This window comes from Phytopseudomonas daroniae, from assembly GCF_004327285.1.
GTDB lineage: Bacteria > Pseudomonadota > Gammaproteobacteria > Pseudomonadales > Pseudomonadaceae > Aquipseudomonas > Aquipseudomonas daroniae.
The window spans coordinates 156691-174642 of the sequence record NZ_QJUI01000005.1 but is presented as its reverse complement, the minus strand read 5'-3'; the positions used below and the strand labels follow the sequence as shown (position 1 = coordinate 174642).

Here is a 17952-nt window from a genome sequence, read left to right as displayed (position 1 = left end):
GTTGCCGTTCCCCCTAGACCGAGCGACGCAGTATCAACAGATGGCGCTGACCTTGGCAACCGGGAACCTTGAGTACGTGGGTGGCAGTGAGACGGAAGTCCGCAGGTAATGCCTGCAACTCGTCATCCGGGTGCACACCCTTCATCGCCAACCACTGGGTCTGGCCATCGCCAAGGTGGCGCGTCCAGTTGGAGAAATCCTCCAGCGAACTGAACGCTCGCGAGCAGATGCCGCTGAACGGCTGCTCCGGCGTGAAGCCTTCGACCCGGCTGTGGATAACGTCCAGGTTGGCCAGTTTCAGCTCGAGCTTCACCTGAGTCAGAAAACGGGTTTTCTTTCCGTTCGAATCGAGCAGGGTGAAATTTCGCTCGGGAAACAGGATGGCCAGGGGAATACCGGGCATACCGCCGCCACTGCCGACGTCCAGCCAGTTATCCCCAGCCTCGGCAACGAACGGCACGACACTGAGGCTGTCGAGCAGATGCCGCGACACCATCTCGTCAGGGTCGCGCACCGCGGTCAGGTTGTAGGCCTTGTTCCACTTGATCAGCAGCGCCAGGTAGGCGAGCAATTGCTCATGCTGCTGCTCGGACAGCGTGACACCCAGTTCGCGGGCGCCTTGCTGCAATTCTTCGGCGTGACGGGCAGTGACGACGGACATCAGGCGCTCTGCTCCAGCTGGCGACCCGCGCCGCGTTTCTTCAGGTGGATCAGCAACAGCGAGATCGCCGCCGGCGTGACACCGGGGATACGCGATGCCTGACCCAGGGTCTGTGGCCTGGTGTTGCCGAGCTTGTGCTGGATTTCCTTGGACAGGCCGGAAATCGTCGCGTAGTCGATATCCGCTGGCAGCTCGGTTTCCTCACTGGCGCGCAGGCGAGCGATCTCGTCCTGCTGACGCTCGATGTAGCCGGCGTACTTGGTCTTGATCTCGACCTGCTCGGCAACCTGCGGATCTTCGGCACCGCCGCCAGTCACGTCGATCAGACCGGCATAGTCGATCTCCGGGCGCGACAGCAGGTTGAGCAGGTTGTATTCATGGGTCAGCGGCGTACCGAAGCGCTCGACGATGGCGTCGCCCTGAGGCGTGTTTGGCCGTACCCAGGTGCTTTTCAGGCGCTGCTCTTCCTGGGTGATGCCCTCACGCTTGGCCTCGAAGGTCGCCCAGCGCTCATCGTTCACCAGGCCCAGTTCGCGACCCTTTTCGGTCAGGCGCAGGTCAGCATTGTCCTCACGCAGGATCAGGCGGTACTCGGCCCGCGAGGTGAACATGCGGTAGGGCTCCTGGGTACCCAGGGTGATCAGGTCGTCGACCAGTACGCCGATGTAGGCCTCGTCGCGGCGCGGGCACCAGCTGTCCTTGCCCTGGGCGCGCAGTGCGGCGTTGGCACCGGCCAGCAGGCCTTGGGCGCCGGCTTCTTCGTAGCCGGTGGTGCCGTTGATCTGGCCAGCGAAGAACAGGCCGCCGATGACCTTGGTCTCCAGGCTGTACTTCAGGTCGCGCGGATCGAAGTAGTCGTACTCGATGGCGTAGCCCGGGCGCACGATATGCGCGTTCTCCATGCCACGGATGCTCTGTACGATCTGCAGTTGCACGTCGAACGGCAGGGATGTGGATATCCCGTTGGGGTACAGCTCGTGGGTGGTCAGGCCTTCCGGCTCGATGAACACCTGGTGGCTGTCCTTGTCGGCGAAGCGGTGGATCTTGTCTTCGATCGATGGGCAGTAACGCGGCCCCACACCCTCGATGACCCCGGAGTACATCGGCGAACGGTCGAGGTTCGCGGCGATGATCTCGTGGGTACGCGCGTTGGTGTGGGTGATCCAGCAGCTCACCTGCTGTGGATGCTGTTCCTTGTTGCCCATGAAGGACATCACTGGAATTGGCGTATCGCCCGGTTGCTCGGTCATCTGGGTGAAGTCCACCGAGCGACCATCGATGCGGGGTGGCGTACCGGTCTTCAAGCGACCAACGCGCAGCGGCAATTCACGCAGACGTTTGGCAAGCGCGATCGAAGGCGGATCGCCTGCGCGACCGCCGGAATAATTCTGCAGACCGATGTGGATAAGTCCACCGAGGAAGGTGCCGGTGGTCAGTACCACCGAGTCGGCGAAGAAACGCAGACCCATCTGGGTGACCACACCTTTGACTTCATCCTGCTCGACGATCAGGTCGTCCGCGGCCTGCTGAAATATCCACAGGTTGGGCTGGTTTTCCAGAATCTCGCGTACCGCCGCCTTGTACAGGATGCGATCGGCCTGGGCTCGGGTAGCACGTACGGCTGGCCCCTTGCGGCTGTTCAGCACACGGAACTGGATGCCGCCCTTGTCAGTGGCGATGGCCATGGCGCCACCGAGGGCATCGATTTCCTTGACCAGATGGCTCTTGCCGATCCCGCCGATGGCAGGGTTGCAGCTCATCTGCCCGAGGGTTTCCACGTTGTGGGTCAGCAGCAGGGTTTTTACCCCCATGCGCGCCGCTGCAAGCGCGGCTTCGGTACCGGCATGGCCGCCGCCGATGACGATCACCTGAAAACGGGAAGGGAAATCCACCACGCACCTCGTGCCTGTTGAGAAGGGGAGCTTTTAATTTGAAAGCGGGAAAGGGCGGCAAGTATAGGGACTTAGCCAGATTGAAAGAAGCCTTTTGCACAAAAAATAGCCAACTGGTCGTTGGTCATCGAGCACCTTCTCCAAGCGTACTCACCTTGTCCGTTCACCACGCCCGGGAGGTGAAATGGACGGAAGGTTAATAAAAGAAAAAAGAAAAGATCTTTTTAAAAGGCTTGTTTTTATGTTTATAAATGGTCTTCACGATTTCTGTGGATAGATCGCTACAAGCCTCTAATCATCTGATGTACAGCGATGTATGAAAGCGCGATTATCCTGGGTGGCGGGTGTTAGGTACCGGTGGTCAGCCTGTGTGTAAATGAGGTACTTATGCACAGGGTGGTTTATCCCTAGCTTTGCCACCTGCTTATGAACGGGGCTTATGGCTAGTTTTCCACAGGGTTCTGAGAGGCAGATTCCCTGGTTTCCCGGTCGGTGATCAATGCCTGGATCAGTGCATCCGAATTTATGTCGTAGCGAAAAAGCTTGGGCTCATCGTCGATCTTTTCGATGTAGAAGGATTCCATAGCTGCGCCCGAGCTGAATTGAGTGTTGAACACCAATAGTGTCAGCATGCGGCCATCATCGGCTTTCGTGGGAACCCGGTTGGCCAGTTCGCTGCGCTCGATGGATCCCATGGTTTTGCCGATCAATCGAAGAATCCGAACGAAGTCTGACTCTGAAGCGCCCTCTCTCAAGCCAGGCGCTGCCTCGTTATAGATGGATGAGAATTCCCCACGTTGAGCCTGGTTGTGGAAATCTTCCACCAGCTTGAGTGACGCGGCCTGATAATCACCATCTTCAAAAGAGCAGGCTGCGAGCATTAAACAGCCCAGCAGGGAAAAGGCTTGGAAAACGGATTTCATGGTGAGTCCCTCACACAATATTGATATTGCTGGCAGGTCATCACGCCCCCTGCCCCACCGCCCCCGAGACCGAACCCTCCAAACCGAATAGGTTTTCCCAGTGGTGGGAGCAGCATTCGAGGCCGTGCCATAGGGTTTGGCAGGTCATGATGTAAAAACGAAAGTTGGGCAGGTTGTCGCTGCCCTTCTTGCCGGCAATGCTGAGGTCATGGCAATGCCGAAAGCATCACACCGGTATCGTCATTTTCCGATACAGAAGCTCGAGAAGATGCGCCCGAGCAGGTCGTCGGAACTGAAGGCACCGGTGATCTCCCCCAGCGCCTGCTGAGCCTGACGCAGGTCTTCGGCGAGCAGCTCGCCGGCGCCGGCCAGCGTCAGCTGGGCGTGGCCATGGTCGAGGTGGCTCTGGGCCTGGTGCAGTGCATCCAGGTGGCGGCGGCGAGCGCTGAAGCCGCTCTCCGCCGTTTGCTGGAAGCCCATGCAGGCTTTCAGATGTTCGCGCAGCAGCTCCAGGCCCTCGCTGGACTTGGCCGATAGCACCAGCGTGGCATGACCGTCGTCGCTGGTCTGCAGGCCGACGGATTCGGCCGACAGATCTGCCTTGTTACGGATCAGCGTGACCCGTGCCGGATCCGGACGTTGCTCCAGAAACTCCGGCCACAGGGCGAAGGGATCGTTGGCCTCGGGTGCCGTGGAGTCGACTACCAGGAGCACCCGATCCGCCTCACCGATAGCCTTCAGCGCACGTTCCACGCCGATCCGCTCGACCTGATCCTCGGTGTCGCGCAACCCTGCGGTATCGATCACGTGCAGAGGCATGCCGTCGATGTGGATATGTTCGCGCAGCACGTCACGAGTGGTGCCGGCGACATCGGTGACGATGGCCGCTTCGCGTCCTGCCAGGGCGTTGAGCAGGCTGGATTTGCCGGCATTCGGGCGGCCGGCGATCACCACGTTCATGCCATCGCGTAGCAGTGCGCCCTGGTTGGCCTCGCGCAACACTGTGGATAACTGTGCGCGCACGCTTTCGAGCAGACTCAGCACATGGCCATCGGCAAGAAAGTCGATTTCCTCTTCGGGGAAGTCGATGGCGGCCTCCACATAGATGCGCAGGCTGATCAGGCGCTCGGTGAGCTCGTGCACGCGTCGGGAGAATTCGCCTTGCAACGAGCGCACGGCATTGCGCGCCGCCTGTGCGGAACTGGCCTCGATCAGGTCGGCGATGGCTTCGGCCTGGGCCAGATCGAGCTTGTCATTGAGGAAGGCCCGCTCGCTGAATTCGCCGGGACGTGCCTGACGTGCGCCCAGCTCCAGGCAGCGTTGCAGGAGCATGTCCAGCACCACCGGGCCACCATGGCCCTGCAACTCGAGCACATCCTCACCAGTGAAGGAATTGGGCCCGGGGAAGAACAGCAGGAGGCCTTCGTCGATCACCTCGCCGACATTGTCATGCCAGGCGCCGTAATGCGCATGCCGGGGCGTCGGCTCGATACCGCTCAGGGTGATGGCGATCATCCGTGCGCGCGGGCCTGAGACCCTCACGATGCCTACGCCACCACGACCCTGGGCGGTAGCGACGGCGGTGATGGTTTCACGAGATGTGGACATGACAAATCTCCAAACGCTGAATAGCAGAACGCCCCACTAGGGGGCGTCTGTCATGTAGCTGGCGAAGGGTGAGCGGTTACGCCTCTGAAGGCTTGCTCGCCGCTTCGATCTTGCGGGTAATGTACCACTGCTGGGCGATGGACAGGACGTTGTTGACCACCCAGTACAGCACCAGACCAGCCGGGAACCACAGGAAGAAGAAGGTGAAAATGATCGGCATCATCTTCATCACGCGGGCCTGCATGGGATCCGGTGGCGTCGGGTTGAGCTGCTGCTGGATGAACATGGTGGCGCCCATGATGATCGGCAGGATGAAGAACGGATCCTTGATCGACAGGTCGGTGATCCACAGGATCCACGGCGCCTGACGCATCTCCACGGATTCCAGCAGGGTCCAGTACAGGGCCAGGAATACTGGCATCTGCACCAGGATCGGCAGGCAGCCGCCCAACGGATTGATCTTCTCTTTCTTGTACAGCTCCATCATCGCCTGGGACATCTTCTGGCGATCGTCACCGAACTGTTCCTTCAGCGCCTGCAGGCGTGGCGACACGGCACGCATGCGGGCCATGGAACGGTAGCTGGCAGCCGACAACGGGAAGAATGCCAACTTGATGATCAGCGTCAGCACGATGATCGAGAAGCCCCAGTTGCCGAGCAGGTTGTGGATATGTTCCAGCAACCAGAAGATCGGTTCGGCGAGGAACCACAGGATGCCGTAGTCGACCGTCTTATCCAGACCTGGCGACAGCGCGGCGAGATCCTTCTGGATCTTCGGACCGGCATACAGGGTAGTGCTGGCCTGAGCTTCGGCGCCGGCAGGAATGTTCAGTGCCGGGCCGGTGTAGCCAATGATGTAGTTACCCTGGCTGTCCTTGCGGGTCTGTACCAGGTTGGTGTCGTCTTTCGACGGAATCCAGGCAGTCACGAAGTAGTGCTGCAGCCAGGCGATCCAGCCGCCCTGTACGGATTCCTTGAGGCCCTGCTTGTCGATGTCTTTCATCGACACCTTGGTGTAGGGCTTCTCGGCGGTCCACAGCGCTGCACCGAGATAGGTGGCAGTACCGGTGGCGGTGCTGGAGGACGGGTCACCGCTGTTGTCACGCTTGAGCTGGGCGAACAGGTTACCTGTCCACGGCGCAGCACTCTGGTTGTCGATCAGGTAGGAGACCCCGATCTGGTAACCGTTACCACTGATGCAACCCGCTTTCTTCTGCTCCACTTCCTTGGCCGAGCAACTGGTATCGAGGCCACGGTTGAAGGTGAAACGCTTGATGTAATTGACGCCGGCTTCGCTGAAGCTCAGGTCGACCACCAGTTGATCCTGACCGTCAGCCAACTGATAGACGCGCTGCTCGCTGTTGTACAGCGGGCGGCCGTTGGCACGGGCGTCCGGGCCGTTGGTGCCGGTCAGGCCACTCTGTGCCAGGTACAGGTGCTCGCTACCATTGTCGAACAACTGGAAGGGAACATCGGGACGATCCTGACGACGCGGGTAGTGCGGCAATTGCAGGCTTACCACATCACCACCGCGAGGATCGATGGCCAGATCCAGAACGTCGGTCTTAACCTGGATCAGCTTATCGCTGACAGCGACGGCCTCCACCGGGCTTGGATCGCTGCCGTCGGCGTTTGCCGTCGGGACATCGTCGTTGCTGGCAACGGAGGCGGTTTCCGGCAAGCTCGGCGCGGCTTTGCTGGTGGAAGCTGTCTGATTCGGCAGAGCGGCCTGGCCGTAGTCCTGGTTCCACTGAAGAACCATCAGGTAGGACACGACTGCCAGGGCGACGATCAGGATCGAGCGTTTGATATCCATGATTATTCGGCCATCGAAGAGGATCGGGAGTGTTTCGCGAGGGGCACCGGATCGTAGCCTCCGGGATGCCAGGGGTGACAGCGTCCCAGACGACGAACGGTCAGCCAGCCACCACGCAGGACGCCATGGGTTTCGATGGCTTCAAGCGCGTAGCAGGAACAAGAAGGGTAGAAACGACAATGACTAGCCATCAATGGACTGATGGCGTACTGGTAAAACCGGATTGGAGCTTGAACCAGTTTACGCATGGGGATTGTCGTTCACCCCGGTCTGGGCATCGGCCTGTTGGGCGGGTTTGCTGCGGGCAAGGCGTTTCCACAGCTTGCCGAACTGTTGAACCAGTTCGGCGTTCTGCAGATCACCCAGGCCTTTACGCGCGACCACCACGATGTCCCAGCCGACCAGGTTGTCCTGGTTGAGGCGGAACGATTCGCGGATCTGGCGTTTCAGGCGGTTGCGCTCAACAGCGAGCTTGACGCTCTTCTTCCCGATCACCAGACCTAGGCGTGAATGATCAAGCTCATTGTTGCGCGCAAGCAGCAGGACACTCTTGCCCGGCGCTTTGCCACTGGGAGAGTCGAAGACTGCCTTGAATTGCCGGGGAGTTAGCAGGCGCTTCTCCCGGCCGAAGCCTCGACTCACCACAAGACTGGAAAATCAGACAGCGAGGCGAGCACGGCCCTTGGCGCGACGACGCGACAGGACGGCACGGCCGTTCTTGGTAGCCATGCGAGCACGGAAACCGTGGGTGCGAGCGCGTTTGATGGTGCTGGGTTGGAAAGTGCGTTTCATGATGCGGTTACCTGGTTGTCGACAACGGGCCGGAATGGCCCCCGTTTTAAGAGACCGGCGATTCTAGAGAAAGCTGCAGGCCAGGTCAATTTCCAACCAGCTATTTTCCATATAGAGAAATATATAAGGAAAGAATCTTTTAAAAAGAGCTTGTTATTGTTTTTATATTTAAGGCACGTGCCTTCTGTGGATAAGTGCCTGAGAGGCTCTGGTAGCAAGCCTTGTACGAATCCGAAACCCTGTCAGAAAGCCGTGCTGCAGGTGTTAGGCAAGCGGGCATAAGCTGGGGGTGAAAGGGCTATTTACCCACAGGGCGATTATCCACCGAGTTTTCCCTGGGCTTTCACACTGACCTCAGGCCCTGTTATCCACAGGGCTTATAGTTGTTCATCCGACATGTGGCAAATGAGATAACACCTTGATTTGTCATGTGCTGATCGGCTTTAGTATGTGGATAACTCGGGCAGTGGAGGCTACAATAGCTACTGTTTTTGCCTCAGCGCTTTTGATCAGGGGATGTCCGTGTCCGTGGAACTTTGGCAGCAGTGCGTAGAACTTCTACGCGACGAACTGCCTGCCCAGCAATTCAACACCTGGATCCGTCCACTACAGGTAGAAGCCGAAGGCGATGAGCTGCGTGTCTACGCACCTAATCGTTTCGTGCTCGACTGGGTCAATGAAAAATACATGAGCCGTATGCTCGAGCTGCTCGGTGAGCGTGCGGCGGGTCTGGTTCCCGCCATATCCTTATTGATAGGCAGCCGTCGTAGCTCTGCACCGCGGGCTGTACTGACGCCCTCGCCTTCGGTCTCCAACTACAGCAGCCCGTCTGCTCCTGCGCCGCAGATCAGCGTGCCGCCGCCGAAACCTCCGGTGCAGTCCGAGCCTTCCCGAGCCAGCTTCGACTCGATGGCCGGTGCCGCCTCCAGCGTCGCTCCGGCTCGCAGTGAGCGAAACGTGCAGGTAGAAGGTGGCCTCAAGCACACCAGCTATCTCAACCGTACCTTTACCTTCGACAACTTCGTCGAGGGCAAATCGAACCAGCTGGCTCGTGCTGCAGCCTGGCAGGTTGCGGACAACCCCAAGCACGGCTACAACCCGCTCTTCCTTTATGGTGGCGTAGGCCTCGGCAAGACGCACCTGATGCACGCAGTCGGTAACCACCTGCTGGCGAAGAACCCGAATGCCAAGGTGGTGTACCTGCATTCCGAGCGTTTCGTGGCCGATATGGTCAAGGCGCTGCAGCTCAATGCCATCAACGAATTCAAGCGCTTCTACCGCTCGGTGGACGCACTGTTGATCGATGACATCCAGTTCTTCGCCAAGAAGGAACGCTCCCAGGAAGAATTCTTCCACACCTTCAACGCCTTGCTCGAAGGCGGTCAGCAGGTGATTCTCACCAGCGACCGTTATCCGAAAGAGATCGAAGGCCTGGAAGAGCGCCTGAAGTCGCGTTTTGGTTGGGGCCTGACCGTAGCGGTCGAACCGCCCGAGCTGGAAACCCGTGTGGCGATCCTGATGAAGAAGGCCGATCAGGCCAAGGTCGATCTGCCTCACGATGCCGCGTTCTTCATCGCCCAGCGTATCCGTTCCAACGTGCGTGAGCTGGAAGGCGCGTTGAAGCGTGTCATCGCCCACTCGCACTTCATGGGCCGCGATATCACCATCGAGTTGATCCGCGAGTCGCTGAAGGATCTGCTGGCCCTGCAGGACAAGCTGGTCAGCATCGACAATATCCAGCGCACTACGGCCGAATACTACAAGATCAAGATTTCCGACTTGCTGTCCAAGCGTCGCTCGCGCTCCATCGCGCGGCCGCGTCAGGTTGCGATGGCCTTGTCCAAGGAACTGACCAACCACAGCCTGCCGGAAATCGGTGTGGCCTTCGGTGGGCGCGATCACACCACGGTATTGCACGCATGCCGTAAGATTGCTGAACTTAGGGAGTCCGACGCGGATATCCGCGAGGATTACAAGAACCTGCTGCGTACACTGACCACTTGATACGCAACTCCATGCACGAGGCAAGGGACTAGACCATGCACTTCACCATTCAACGCGAAGCCCTGTTGAAACCCCTGCAACTGGTCGCCGGCGTCGTGGAACGCCGCCAGACCTTGCCGGTTCTCTCCAACGTTCTGCTGGTCGTCGAAGGCCAGCAGCTGTCGCTGACCGGTACCGACCTCGAGGTCGAGCTGGTCGGGCGCGTGGCTCTGGAAGATGCTGCCGAACCTGGCGAAATCACCGTGCCGGCACGCAAGCTGATGGATATCTGCAAGAGCTTGCCGAGCGATGCGCTGATCGACATCCGTGTCGACGAGCAGAAGCTGCTGGTCAAGGCCGGGCGCAGCCGTTTCACGCTGTCCACCCTGCCAGCCAACGACTTCCCCACCGTCGAGGAAGGTCCGGGTTCGCTGACCTTCAGCCTGGTGCAGAGCAAGCTGCGTCGCCTGATCGAACGCACCAGCTTCGCCATGGCGCAGCAGGACGTGCGTTACTACCTCAACGGCATGCTTCTGGAAGTGCAGACCGGCGTACTGCGTGCTGTCGCCACCGACGGTCATCGCCTGGCCATGTGTTCCATGGAAGCCAGTATCGAGCAGGTCGAGCGCCATCAGGTGATCGTGCCACGCAAAGGCATCCTGGAACTGGCCCGTCTGCTTACCGAGCAGGATGGCAGCGTCAGTATCGTCCTGGGTCAGCATCACATCCGCGCGACCACTGGCGAGTTCACCTTCACCTCGAAACTGGTCGACGGTAAATTCCCGGATTACGAGCGTGTGCTGCCGCGCGGTGGCGACAAGCTGGTTGTCGCTGACCGTCAGGGCCTGCGTGAAGCCTTCAGCCGTACCGCAATTCTGTCGAACGAAAAGTACCGTGGTATCCGTCTGCAACTGGCGGCTGGCCTTCTGAAAATCCAGGCCAACAACCCCGAGCAGGAAGAAGCGGAAGAAGAGATCGCAGTAGAGTACAACGGCGGTGCTCTGGAGATAGGTTTCAACGTCAGCTATCTGCTCGATGTCCTGGGCGTGATGACCACCGAGCAGGTGCGTCTGATCCTGTCCGACTCCAACAGCAGTGCGCTGGTGCAGGAAGCGGACAACGATGACTCCGCTTATGTCGTCATGCCGATGCGCCTGTAATTTTGTCGCTGCCGCTAACAGGCGACTCAGGCGTTATTGAAATCAGCTTTGGTATGTTCGGATTCGATCCTGATCCGCGACATCCAAAGCTGATTTCGTTTCTGGCAGTCCTATTTGTTCGCTCCCCTCTACGGCCCGCTTCATGTCCCTGATCCGCATTAACCTGACCGCGGTGCGTAACCTGCAGCCATCCACGCTGACGCCCTCGCCGCGCATCAACATCCTGTATGGCGCCAACGGTAGCGGCAAAACCAGTGTGCTCGAAGGCATACACCTACTTGGCCTGGCTCGCTCTTTTCGCAGCGCGCGGCTATTGCCGGTGATCCAGTACGAGCAACAGGTGTGCACACTGTTCGGGCAGGTGAACCTGGGCGACGGTCGACAGAGTAATCTGGGAGTTTCGCGAGATCGCCAGGGTGAGTTCCAGATTCGTATCGACGGACAGAATGCGCGCAGCGCTGCACAGCTGGCTGAAACCCTACCCTTGCAGTTGATCAATCCAGACAGCTTCCGGCTGCTGGAAGGCTCGCCGAAGATCCGTCGGCAGTTTCTCGATTGGGGTGTGTTCCACGTGGAACCTCGTTTTCTCCCCGCCTGGCAGCGCTTGCAGAAGGCCCTCAAGCAGCGTAACTCGTGGCTTCGCCGTGGTACACTTGACGCCGTTTCTCAAGCGGCCTGGGATCGCGAGTTGTGCCTGGCCAGCGATGAAATCGACAGTTATCGGCGATCCTACATACAGCAACTGAAGCCCGTCTTCGAGCGCACCTTGAGCGAGTTGGTTGAACTGCAAGGGCTGACGCTGAGCTACTACCGGGGATGGGATAAAGAGCGTCCCCTGAATGAAGTGCTGATGTCGTCACTGTTGCGTGACCAGCAGATTGGGCACACCCAATCCGGACCGCAACGAGCAGACCTCAGGTTGAGGCTTGGTGCGCACAACGCGGCGGACATCTTGTCCCGCGGCCAGCAGAAGCTGGTGGTGTGTGCCTTGCGCATCGCCCAGGGGCATTTGGTTGATCAGGCCAAGCGTGGCCAATGCATCTATCTGGTGGATGACTTGCCGTCAGAACTGGATGAACAGCACCGTCGCGCATTGTGCCGTTTGTTGGAAGATTTGAACTGCCAGGTGTTCATTACCTGTGTAGACCATGAATTGTTGAGCGATGGCTGGCAAACGGATACGCCGGTTTCCATGTTCCACGTGGAACATGGACGTATCACCCAGACCCACGACCACCGGGAGTGAAGCATGAGCGAAAACCAAACGTACGACTCCAACAGTATCAAGGTACTGAAAGGCCTGGATGCCGTACGCAAGCGGCCGGGCATGTACATCGGCGATACCGATGATGGCAGCGGCCTGCACCACATGGTATTCGAGGTGGTCGACAACTCCATCGACGAGGCTCTGGCTGGCCACTGCAGTGAAATTACCATCACCATCCACCCGGATGAGTCGATCAGCGTGCGTGACAACGGCCGTGGTATCCCGGTCGACATGCACAAGGAAGAAGGCGTATCGGCGGCCGAGGTCATCATGACCGTGCTGCACGCCGGCGGTAAGTTCGACGACAACAGCTACAAGGTATCCGGCGGCCTGCACGGAGTGGGTGTCTCGGTGGTGAACGCTCTCTCCAAGGAGCTGATTCTGACCATTCGCCGTAGTGGCAAGATCTGGGAACAGACCTACGTGCATGGCGTGCCTCAAGCTCCGCTGGCAGCAGTGGGTGATACCGATGGCACGGGTACGCAGATTCACTTCAAACCGTCCGAGCAGACCTTCGCCAACATCCACTTCAGCTGGGACATCCTGGCCAAGCGCCTGCGCGAGCTGTCGTTCCTGAACTCCGGCGTAGGCATCCTGCTCAAGGATGAACGCAGCGGCAAGGAAGAGCTGTTCAAGTACGAAGGTGGCCTGCGCGCTTTCGTCGAATACCTGAACGTCAACAAGACCACGGTCAACCAGGTGTTTCACTTCAATATCCAGCGTGATGATGGCGTGGGCGTGGAAGTGGCGCTGCAGTGGAACGACAGCTTTAACGAAAACCTGCTGTGCTTCACCAACAACATTCCTCAGCGCGACGGTGGTACTCACCTGGCGGGCTTCCGTTCGGCGCTGACGCGTAACCTGAACAACTACATCGAGCAGGAAGGTCTGGCCAAGAAGCATAAGGTCTCGACCACTGGTGACGATGCTCGTGAAGGCCTGACGGCGATCATTTCCGTGAAGGTGCCGGATCCCAAGTTCAGTTCGCAGACCAAGGACAAGCTGGTTTCCTCCGAGGTGAAAACCGCGGTGGAACAGGAAATGGGCAAGCATTTCGCCGACTTCCTGCTCGAGAACCCGAACGAAGCGAAGGCCGTGGTCGGCAAGATGATCGACGCCGCCCGTGCCCGTGAAGCGGCTCGTAAAGCCCGTGAGATGACCCGCCGTAAAGGCGCGCTGGATATCGCTGGCCTGCCCGGCAAACTGGCTGACTGCCAGGAAAAAGATCCCGCTCTTTCCGAACTGTACATCGTGGAAGGGGACTCTGCGGGCGGCTCTGCCAAACAGGGCCGTAACCGCAAGACCCAGGCGATCCTGCCGCTCAAGGGCAAGATTCTCAACGTCGAGAAGGCACGCTTCGACAAGATGATTTCCTCCCAGGAGGTCGGCACGCTGATCACCGCCCTGGGCTGTGGCATAGGCCGCGAGGAATACAACATCGACAAGCTGCGTTACCACAACATCATCATCATGACCGATGCTGACGTCGACGGTTCGCACATCCGTACCCTGCTGCTGACCTTCTTCTTCCGTCAGCTGCCGGAGTTGGTCGAGCGCGGCTACATCTACATCGCCCAGCCGCCGCTGTACAAGGTCAAGAAGGGCAAGCAGGAGCAGTACATCAAGGACGACGAGGCCATGGAAGAATACATGACCCAATCGGCCCTGGAAGATGCCAGCCTGCACGTCAACGAGAGTGCCCCTGGCCTTGCCGGTGAGGCCCTGGAGCGCCTGGTCAACGATTACCGCCTGGTGATGAAGACCCTCAAGCGCCTGTCCCGCTTGTACCCCATGGAGCTCACCGAGCATTTCGTCTATCTGCCGGGCGTGAGCAACGAGCAGATGGCCGATAAGGCTGCGATGGAAAGCTGGCTGGCCCTGTTCGATGCCCGTCTGAAGACCATGGAGAAATCCGGTCTGGCCTACAAGACCAGCCTGCGTGAAGACCAGGAGCGTCACCTGTGGCTGCCCGTGGTAGAACTGATCTCTCACGGCAACTCCAGTTACATCACCTTCAACCGTGATTTCTTCACCAGCAACGATTACAAGACGGTCACCACCCTCGGTGATCAGCTGAACAGTCTGCTGGAAGAAGGTGCCTACGTGCAGCGTGGCGAGCGCAAGAAGCCGGTCACCACCTTCAAGGAAGGCCTGACCTGGCTGATGACCGAAAGCACCAAGCGCCACAGCATTCAGCGATACAAAGGTCTTGGCGAGATGAACCCGGATCAGCTGTGGGAAACCACCATGGATCCCGAAGTTCGTCGCATGCTCAAGGTGCGCATCGAAGACGCCATCGCCGCGGATCAGATCTTCAACACCCTGATGGGTGACGAAGTGGAACCGCGCCGTGACTTCATCGAGACCAACGCCCTGGCGGTCTCCAACCTCGACGTCTGATGTCATTCGGCGATGCACAAAAAAACCGGCTAAAGGCAGTCAGTTAAGGCATTGACTCCGAGGCTGCGGTAATAGAAACAGGCTCCTGGATTTCCATGAGCCTGTTTTTTATGTCTATCCAGCAAGCACTCCGGCAGACCGCCGAACTCAATCCAGCCTCCTTCGAGCGGTTCTCGCAACTGATTGATCCGTTATGGATCGAGGAGGCCTTGAGGCTGACCGGAACAGTTTCGCTTCGCCGTCGGCGCCTGCCGGCTGAGCGCATTGTGTGGCTGGTCGTGGGGATGGCCTTGTTCAAGAACGAACCCATCTGGCTGATCGTGCAGCAACTGGGTCTATCCGATGGACAGGGGTTGGCTCCTGCGCCCAGTGCAGCGGTGGGCGCAGCATGGCAGAGGTGGTGGAGAAGCTACGGCGTTACCTGCTGGGCTGGAAAGGGTACTTTGGGTTGGCGCAAACCCCACGAGTCTGGCGCAGGCTGGATGAGTGGTTGCGTCGTCCTCTGCGTACCATACAGCTCAAACAGTGGCGACGTGGCAAGACGATTTATCGGGAGCTGATCCAACTGGGAGCCAGCCACCGGGTAGCGCAATCGGTGGCGGCCTTGAGCCGCTGCTGGTGGCATAATAGTCTGTCTGGCATCCAACACGTATTGACGATTGTCTACTTTGATCGGCTGGGTGTGCCACGTCTCTCATGACCTCAATCTCTCCAACCGCCCGGTGCGGATCCGCATGCCGGGTGGTGTGGCAGGGGAGCGGCCTATGAAGGCCACCTCCTATGCCGATTGCGCCAAGGAAATACAATCAACCTGTATCCAACTCAGTATGGGCAGCTGCTACCTGGTAAGTGGGTTGGCACCGTCGAGATTTTCTTATCAGAATTGTTAATAAAGTCCCGAGCAGCGTGGCGCTGAGCATCACCCACATCCCCGTCAATCGCTGAGTCGGGTGTTGATCAAGTGGTTGCCAAAAAGCCGTAAGACCGGCATTGTAATGACAAATGTCATTACAGGTGTCTGCCACTATGGCTTCCATCAATATCCGCATCGACGACGAGCTTAAAGTCCGGGCTTACCGGGAGCTGGAAAAGCTCGGCGTCACCCCTTCTGAACTGATGCGCCAAGCCTTGCAGTATGTGGCCGAGCGCGGACAGCTGCCATTTCGTCCAGTGCTGATGACCGAGGAAGATGAAGCGTTAATCGGCACGGTTCGTGAGCGCTTGGCCGCTCCCCAGCGCGTGAAGGTTGCGCTGGATGACCTATAGCCTTGAGTTTGATGCACGAGCACTGAAGGAATGGCAAAAGCTGGGTGATACCGTTCGCCAACAGCTCAAGAAAAAGCTCGCTGAGGTGTTGCTCAATCCGCGAATTGAAGCCAATCGGCTCCATTCGCTGCCGGACTGCTACAAGATCAAGCTGCGCAGCAGTGGTTATCGCCTGGTGTACCAGGTGCTTGACCATGAGGTGGTGGTGTTTGTGGTCGCGGTTGACCGCCGTGAACGTGAGCAGGCGTACCGCAAGGCAGCCGAGCGCCTTAAATAGCTAGCTGGGTCAGCTGTTCCCCTCTGACTGAAAAGGTGGTCTAGGTACGATGGATGGTGGTGATCTGCTTGAGCATTTACGGGCCGAAAATGCTCGCTTGATCGCTCTGCTGGAAAGTCATGGTATCGAGTGGCGCTTGCCTGATGAGCCGCCGCAACTTGAGCCGGCTAGTCCACCTCTATTATTAAGGTCGAGTCTCGACACGGATGCCAAGCTGGCGCTGTTCAAGCGACTGTTTCGGGGCAGGGCCGATGTATTCCCCGTGCGTTGGGAAAGCAAGACCGGTAAATCGGGCTACTCGCCCGCGTGCGCCAATGAATGGCGAGCGGGTGTGTGTGAGAAGCCACGGATCAAGTGCGGGGATTGCACATACCGTCAGCTCCTGCCGCTGATTGCCAGGCGCGGTATAAACACACTGGTGCTGGTGCACCGGACGGAATTGCTCCAGCAGTGGAAGGAGAGGTTGCAGGCGTTTCTGGGCGTAGACAAAACGAAGGTCGGAACCATAGGCGGTGGTAAGGCCAAGCCGACAGGCATCATCGATATTGCCGTGATGCAGTCCTTGTCGCGGCAAGGTGAAGTCAGCGAGTAGGTTAAAAGCTACGGGCAAATTATCGTTGATGAATGCCATCACCTATCAGCTTTTTCGTTCGAGGCCCTCCTCAAGGCTGCTGGGGCCAAATATGTGTTGGGTCTGACCGCTACGCCAGTACGTCGTGATGGCCAGCAGCCGATTATCTTCATGCAGTGCGGGCCCATTCGGCATACCGCGAGCAGGCCCGAGAGTGCTCCAGCTGATCTAGCCGTAATGCCACGGTTGCTTTCTCGACCGATAGTCATGCCTGAAGGAACAGGCATCCAAGATGTCTTCTTGCAGGTGTGCAGCGACACGGAGCGAACAGCCAAGATTGTTGCCGAGGTTGGAGGCGCTTTTGACCAAGACCGGAAGATCCTTGTGCTGCTTGTGCTGACGGAGCGAACGGATCACCTCAACGCCATTGAGGGGCAGCTGGTTGGTCGGGTCGAGAACCTGTTCACGCTGCATGGGCGGTTGTCCAAGAAGCAACGCACTGCCCTAATCGGTGAGCTGGAAGCACTGCCACCCGATGCACCACGGGTAATCCTGGCAACCGGGAAATTGGTTGGTGAGGGTTTCGACCACCCGGCACTGGATACCTTGGTACTGGCCATGCCGGTTTCCTGGAAGGGCACTCTCCAGCAGTATGCGGGCCGCCTGCACCGGGAACATGCGAGTAAGGCTGATGTGCGCATTATCGACTTCATCGATGCCGGACATCCTGCTTTGCTTCGTATGTGGAGCAAGCGCCAAGCGGGTTACAAGGCTATGGGGTATCGATTTGCTGATTCGTCCAGCTCAATAGAGCTGCTGGGAAAGGGCTAATGAGTCCTCAGGCAGCCATCAAGCTTTCCGCCTGTCGAAGTTGGAAGTCGGCTGTTCCCTACACGATGGATTCGCCGTAATCTGGGTTGCATTGACAGGTTGTCAATCCAGGCTGTGGCTTGAGATCTGCCTCCAGCGCATAGGTTATATTACCGAAATGTAGTGCTGCACGCGGCTCGTTTCAGGGGGCTGCGGAAAATGACACTAATTGCGGTCATTTCGACAGAAAATGCCCATTTTTTGTAGCTCAATCATGCCAATAATTGTGCCCATTTCTAACCTAGGTCATTGATTTTTATGGCAAACAGAATGACATCTTTGTCGCCCCGGCGACATGTCATTCGGCGGTGCATAAAAAATCCGGCCTTTAGCCTAATGCCGATCAGATAAGGTTTTTAGCGGTAAACTGCCGCTCGTGTAGGAGCGTCGACCTCGGCGCGATGCGATGGTGGCCTTTCCACAAACCGTGTCATGGCCACCAATCGACGCAGGGGCGCGGCTCCCA

14 protein-coding genes and 4 pseudogenes are annotated in these 17952 nt (G+C 58.4%); 10 read left to right on the top strand and 8 right to left on the bottom strand.

The genetic code is table 11. The annotated features are described in order from the left end of the window. Positions 1–13 precede the first annotated feature (13 nt). From rsmG to rpmH, 8 genes are all read right to left on the bottom strand, one after another. Positions 14–661 carry a 16S rRNA (guanine(527)-N(7))-methyltransferase RsmG gene (gene rsmG / locus DNK06_RS07400; RefSeq protein WP_131179388.1) on the bottom strand — a complete coding sequence of 216 codons (648 nt, stop codon included), beginning with the start codon at positions 659–661 and terminating at the stop codon, positions 14–16. Then, positions 661–2553, bottom strand: a complete 1893-nt coding sequence (mnmG, locus tag DNK06_RS07395; RefSeq protein ID WP_131179387.1) for a tRNA uridine-5-carboxymethylaminomethyl(34) synthesis enzyme MnmG — start codon at positions 2551–2553, stop codon at positions 661–663. Before mnmG ends, rsmG begins: the two co-directional genes overlap by 1 nt. Positions 2554–2996: 443 nt before the next feature. Continuing rightward, the gene (locus DNK06_RS07390; protein ID WP_131179386.1) at positions 2997–3476 is read right to left on the bottom strand and encodes a hypothetical protein; all 480 of its coding nucleotides are present in this window, start codon (positions 3474–3476) and stop codon (positions 2997–2999) included. Between the two features lie 240 nt (positions 3477–3716). Further along, entirely contained in the window at positions 3717–5084 is a 1368-nt protein-coding gene (gene mnmE / locus DNK06_RS07385; protein ID WP_131179385.1) for a tRNA uridine-5-carboxymethylaminomethyl(34) synthesis GTPase MnmE, read from the bottom strand. A gap of 76 nt (positions 5085–5160) precedes the next feature. Next, positions 5161–6900, bottom strand: a complete 1740-nt coding sequence (gene yidC, locus DNK06_RS07380) for a membrane protein insertase YidC (protein WP_131179384.1) — start codon at positions 6898–6900, stop codon at positions 5161–5163. A 2-nt stretch (positions 6901–6902) separates the two neighbouring features. Continuing rightward, positions 6903–7148 carry a membrane protein insertion efficiency factor YidD gene (yidD, locus tag DNK06_RS07375; protein ID WP_082045890.1) on the bottom strand — a complete coding sequence of 82 codons (246 nt, stop codon included), beginning with the start codon at positions 7146–7148 and terminating at the stop codon, positions 6903–6905. Beyond that, positions 7141–7542, bottom strand: coding sequence for a ribonuclease P protein component (gene rnpA / locus DNK06_RS07370; protein ID WP_207389964.1), 402 nt, complete (start codon positions 7540–7542; stop codon positions 7141–7143). The genes yidD and rnpA overlap by 8 nt, the downstream gene beginning before the upstream one ends. A gap of 15 nt (positions 7543–7557) precedes the next feature. Further along, positions 7558–7692: a 50S ribosomal protein L34 gene (gene rpmH, locus DNK06_RS07365; protein ID WP_003213577.1), complete on the bottom strand. Its 135-nt coding sequence runs from the start codon at positions 7690–7692 to the stop codon at positions 7558–7560. Positions 7693–8214: 522 nt separating this feature from the next. On the opposite strand from rpmH, the gene dnaA reads away from it, so the two are divergent. From dnaA to DNK06_RS07320, 10 genes and pseudogenes are all read left to right on the top strand, one after another. Then, complete coding sequence (gene dnaA, locus DNK06_RS07360; RefSeq protein ID WP_131179382.1) at positions 8215–9696, top strand: chromosomal replication initiator protein DnaA; 1482 nt, start codon at positions 8215–8217, stop codon at positions 9694–9696. Positions 9697–9731: 35 nt separating this feature from the next. Next, positions 9732–10835 (top strand): DNA polymerase III subunit beta, encoded by a 1104-nt coding sequence (gene dnaN, locus DNK06_RS07355; protein ID WP_131179381.1) that lies wholly within the window; start codon positions 9732–9734, stop codon positions 10833–10835. A gap of 142 nt (positions 10836–10977) precedes the next feature. After that, positions 10978–12081, top strand: a complete 1104-nt coding sequence (gene recF, locus DNK06_RS07350) for a DNA replication/repair protein RecF (RefSeq protein ID WP_131179380.1) — start codon at positions 10978–10980, stop codon at positions 12079–12081. A 3-nt stretch (positions 12082–12084) separates the two neighbouring features. Then, positions 12085–14502 carry a DNA topoisomerase (ATP-hydrolyzing) subunit B gene (gene gyrB / locus DNK06_RS07345; protein WP_131179379.1) on the top strand — a complete coding sequence of 806 codons (2418 nt, stop codon included), beginning with the start codon at positions 12085–12087 and terminating at the stop codon, positions 14500–14502. Positions 14503–14597: 95 nt separating this feature from the next. After that, positions 14598–14819: pseudogene (locus DNK06_RS25280) on the top strand (transposase domain-containing protein); the annotation flags it as partial. A gap of 56 nt (positions 14820–14875) precedes the next feature. Beyond that, positions 14876–15202, top strand: a pseudogene (locus DNK06_RS07335) (group II intron maturase-specific domain-containing protein); the annotation flags it as partial. A gap of 326 nt (positions 15203–15528) precedes the next feature. Beyond that, positions 15529–15768 (top strand): type II toxin-antitoxin system RelB/DinJ family antitoxin, encoded by a 240-nt coding sequence (locus tag DNK06_RS07330; protein WP_131179378.1) that lies wholly within the window; start codon positions 15529–15531, stop codon positions 15766–15768. Next, a complete protein-coding gene (locus DNK06_RS07325) occupies positions 15758–16045 on the top strand; it encodes a type II toxin-antitoxin system RelE family toxin (protein WP_044315231.1) in 288 nt (95 codons plus the stop codon). Before DNK06_RS07330 ends, DNK06_RS07325 begins: the two co-directional genes overlap by 11 nt. Positions 16046–16094: 49 nt before the next feature. Next, positions 16095–16430: pseudogene (locus tag DNK06_RS25505) on the top strand (TOTE conflict system archaeo-eukaryotic primase domain-containing protein); the annotation flags it as partial. A gap of 3 nt (positions 16431–16433) precedes the next feature. Beyond that, a pseudogene (locus DNK06_RS07320) lies at positions 16434–17447 on the top strand (DEAD/DEAH box helicase); the annotation flags it as partial. Positions 17448–17952: the final 505 nt, after the last annotated feature.

Excerpts from the sequence above, each read along its gene's own strand:
- rsmG (WP_131179388.1), bottom strand. The coding sequence starts at position 661 with ATGTCCGTCGTCACTGCCCGTCACGCCGAAGAATTGCAGCAAGGCGCC.
- DNK06_RS07390 (WP_131179386.1), bottom strand. The coding sequence starts at position 3,476 with ATGAAATCCGTTTTCCAAGCCTTTTCCCTGCTGGGCTGTTTAATGCTC.
- mnmE (WP_131179385.1), bottom strand. The coding sequence starts at position 5,084 with ATGTCCACATCTCGTGAAACCATCACCGCCGTCGCTACCGCCCAGGGT.
- yidC (WP_131179384.1), bottom strand. The coding sequence starts at position 6,900 with ATGGATATCAAACGCTCGATCCTGATCGTCGCCCTGGCAGTCGTGTCC.
- yidD (WP_082045890.1), bottom strand. The coding sequence starts at position 7,148 with ATGCGTAAACTGGTTCAAGCTCCAATCCGGTTTTACCAGTACGCCATC.
- rpmH (WP_003213577.1), bottom strand. The coding sequence starts at position 7,692 with ATGAAACGCACTTTCCAACCCAGCACCATCAAACGCGCTCGCACCCAC.
- dnaN (WP_131179381.1), top strand. The coding sequence starts at position 9,732 with ATGCACTTCACCATTCAACGCGAAGCCCTGTTGAAACCCCTGCAACTG.
- recF (WP_131179380.1), top strand. The coding sequence starts at position 10,978 with ATGTCCCTGATCCGCATTAACCTGACCGCGGTGCGTAACCTGCAGCCA.
- gyrB (WP_131179379.1), top strand. The coding sequence starts at position 12,085 with ATGAGCGAAAACCAAACGTACGACTCCAACAGTATCAAGGTACTGAAA.
- DNK06_RS07330 (WP_131179378.1), top strand. The coding sequence starts at position 15,529 with ATGGCTTCCATCAATATCCGCATCGACGACGAGCTTAAAGTCCGGGCT.
- DNK06_RS07325 (WP_044315231.1), top strand. The coding sequence starts at position 15,758 with ATGACCTATAGCCTTGAGTTTGATGCACGAGCACTGAAGGAATGGCAA.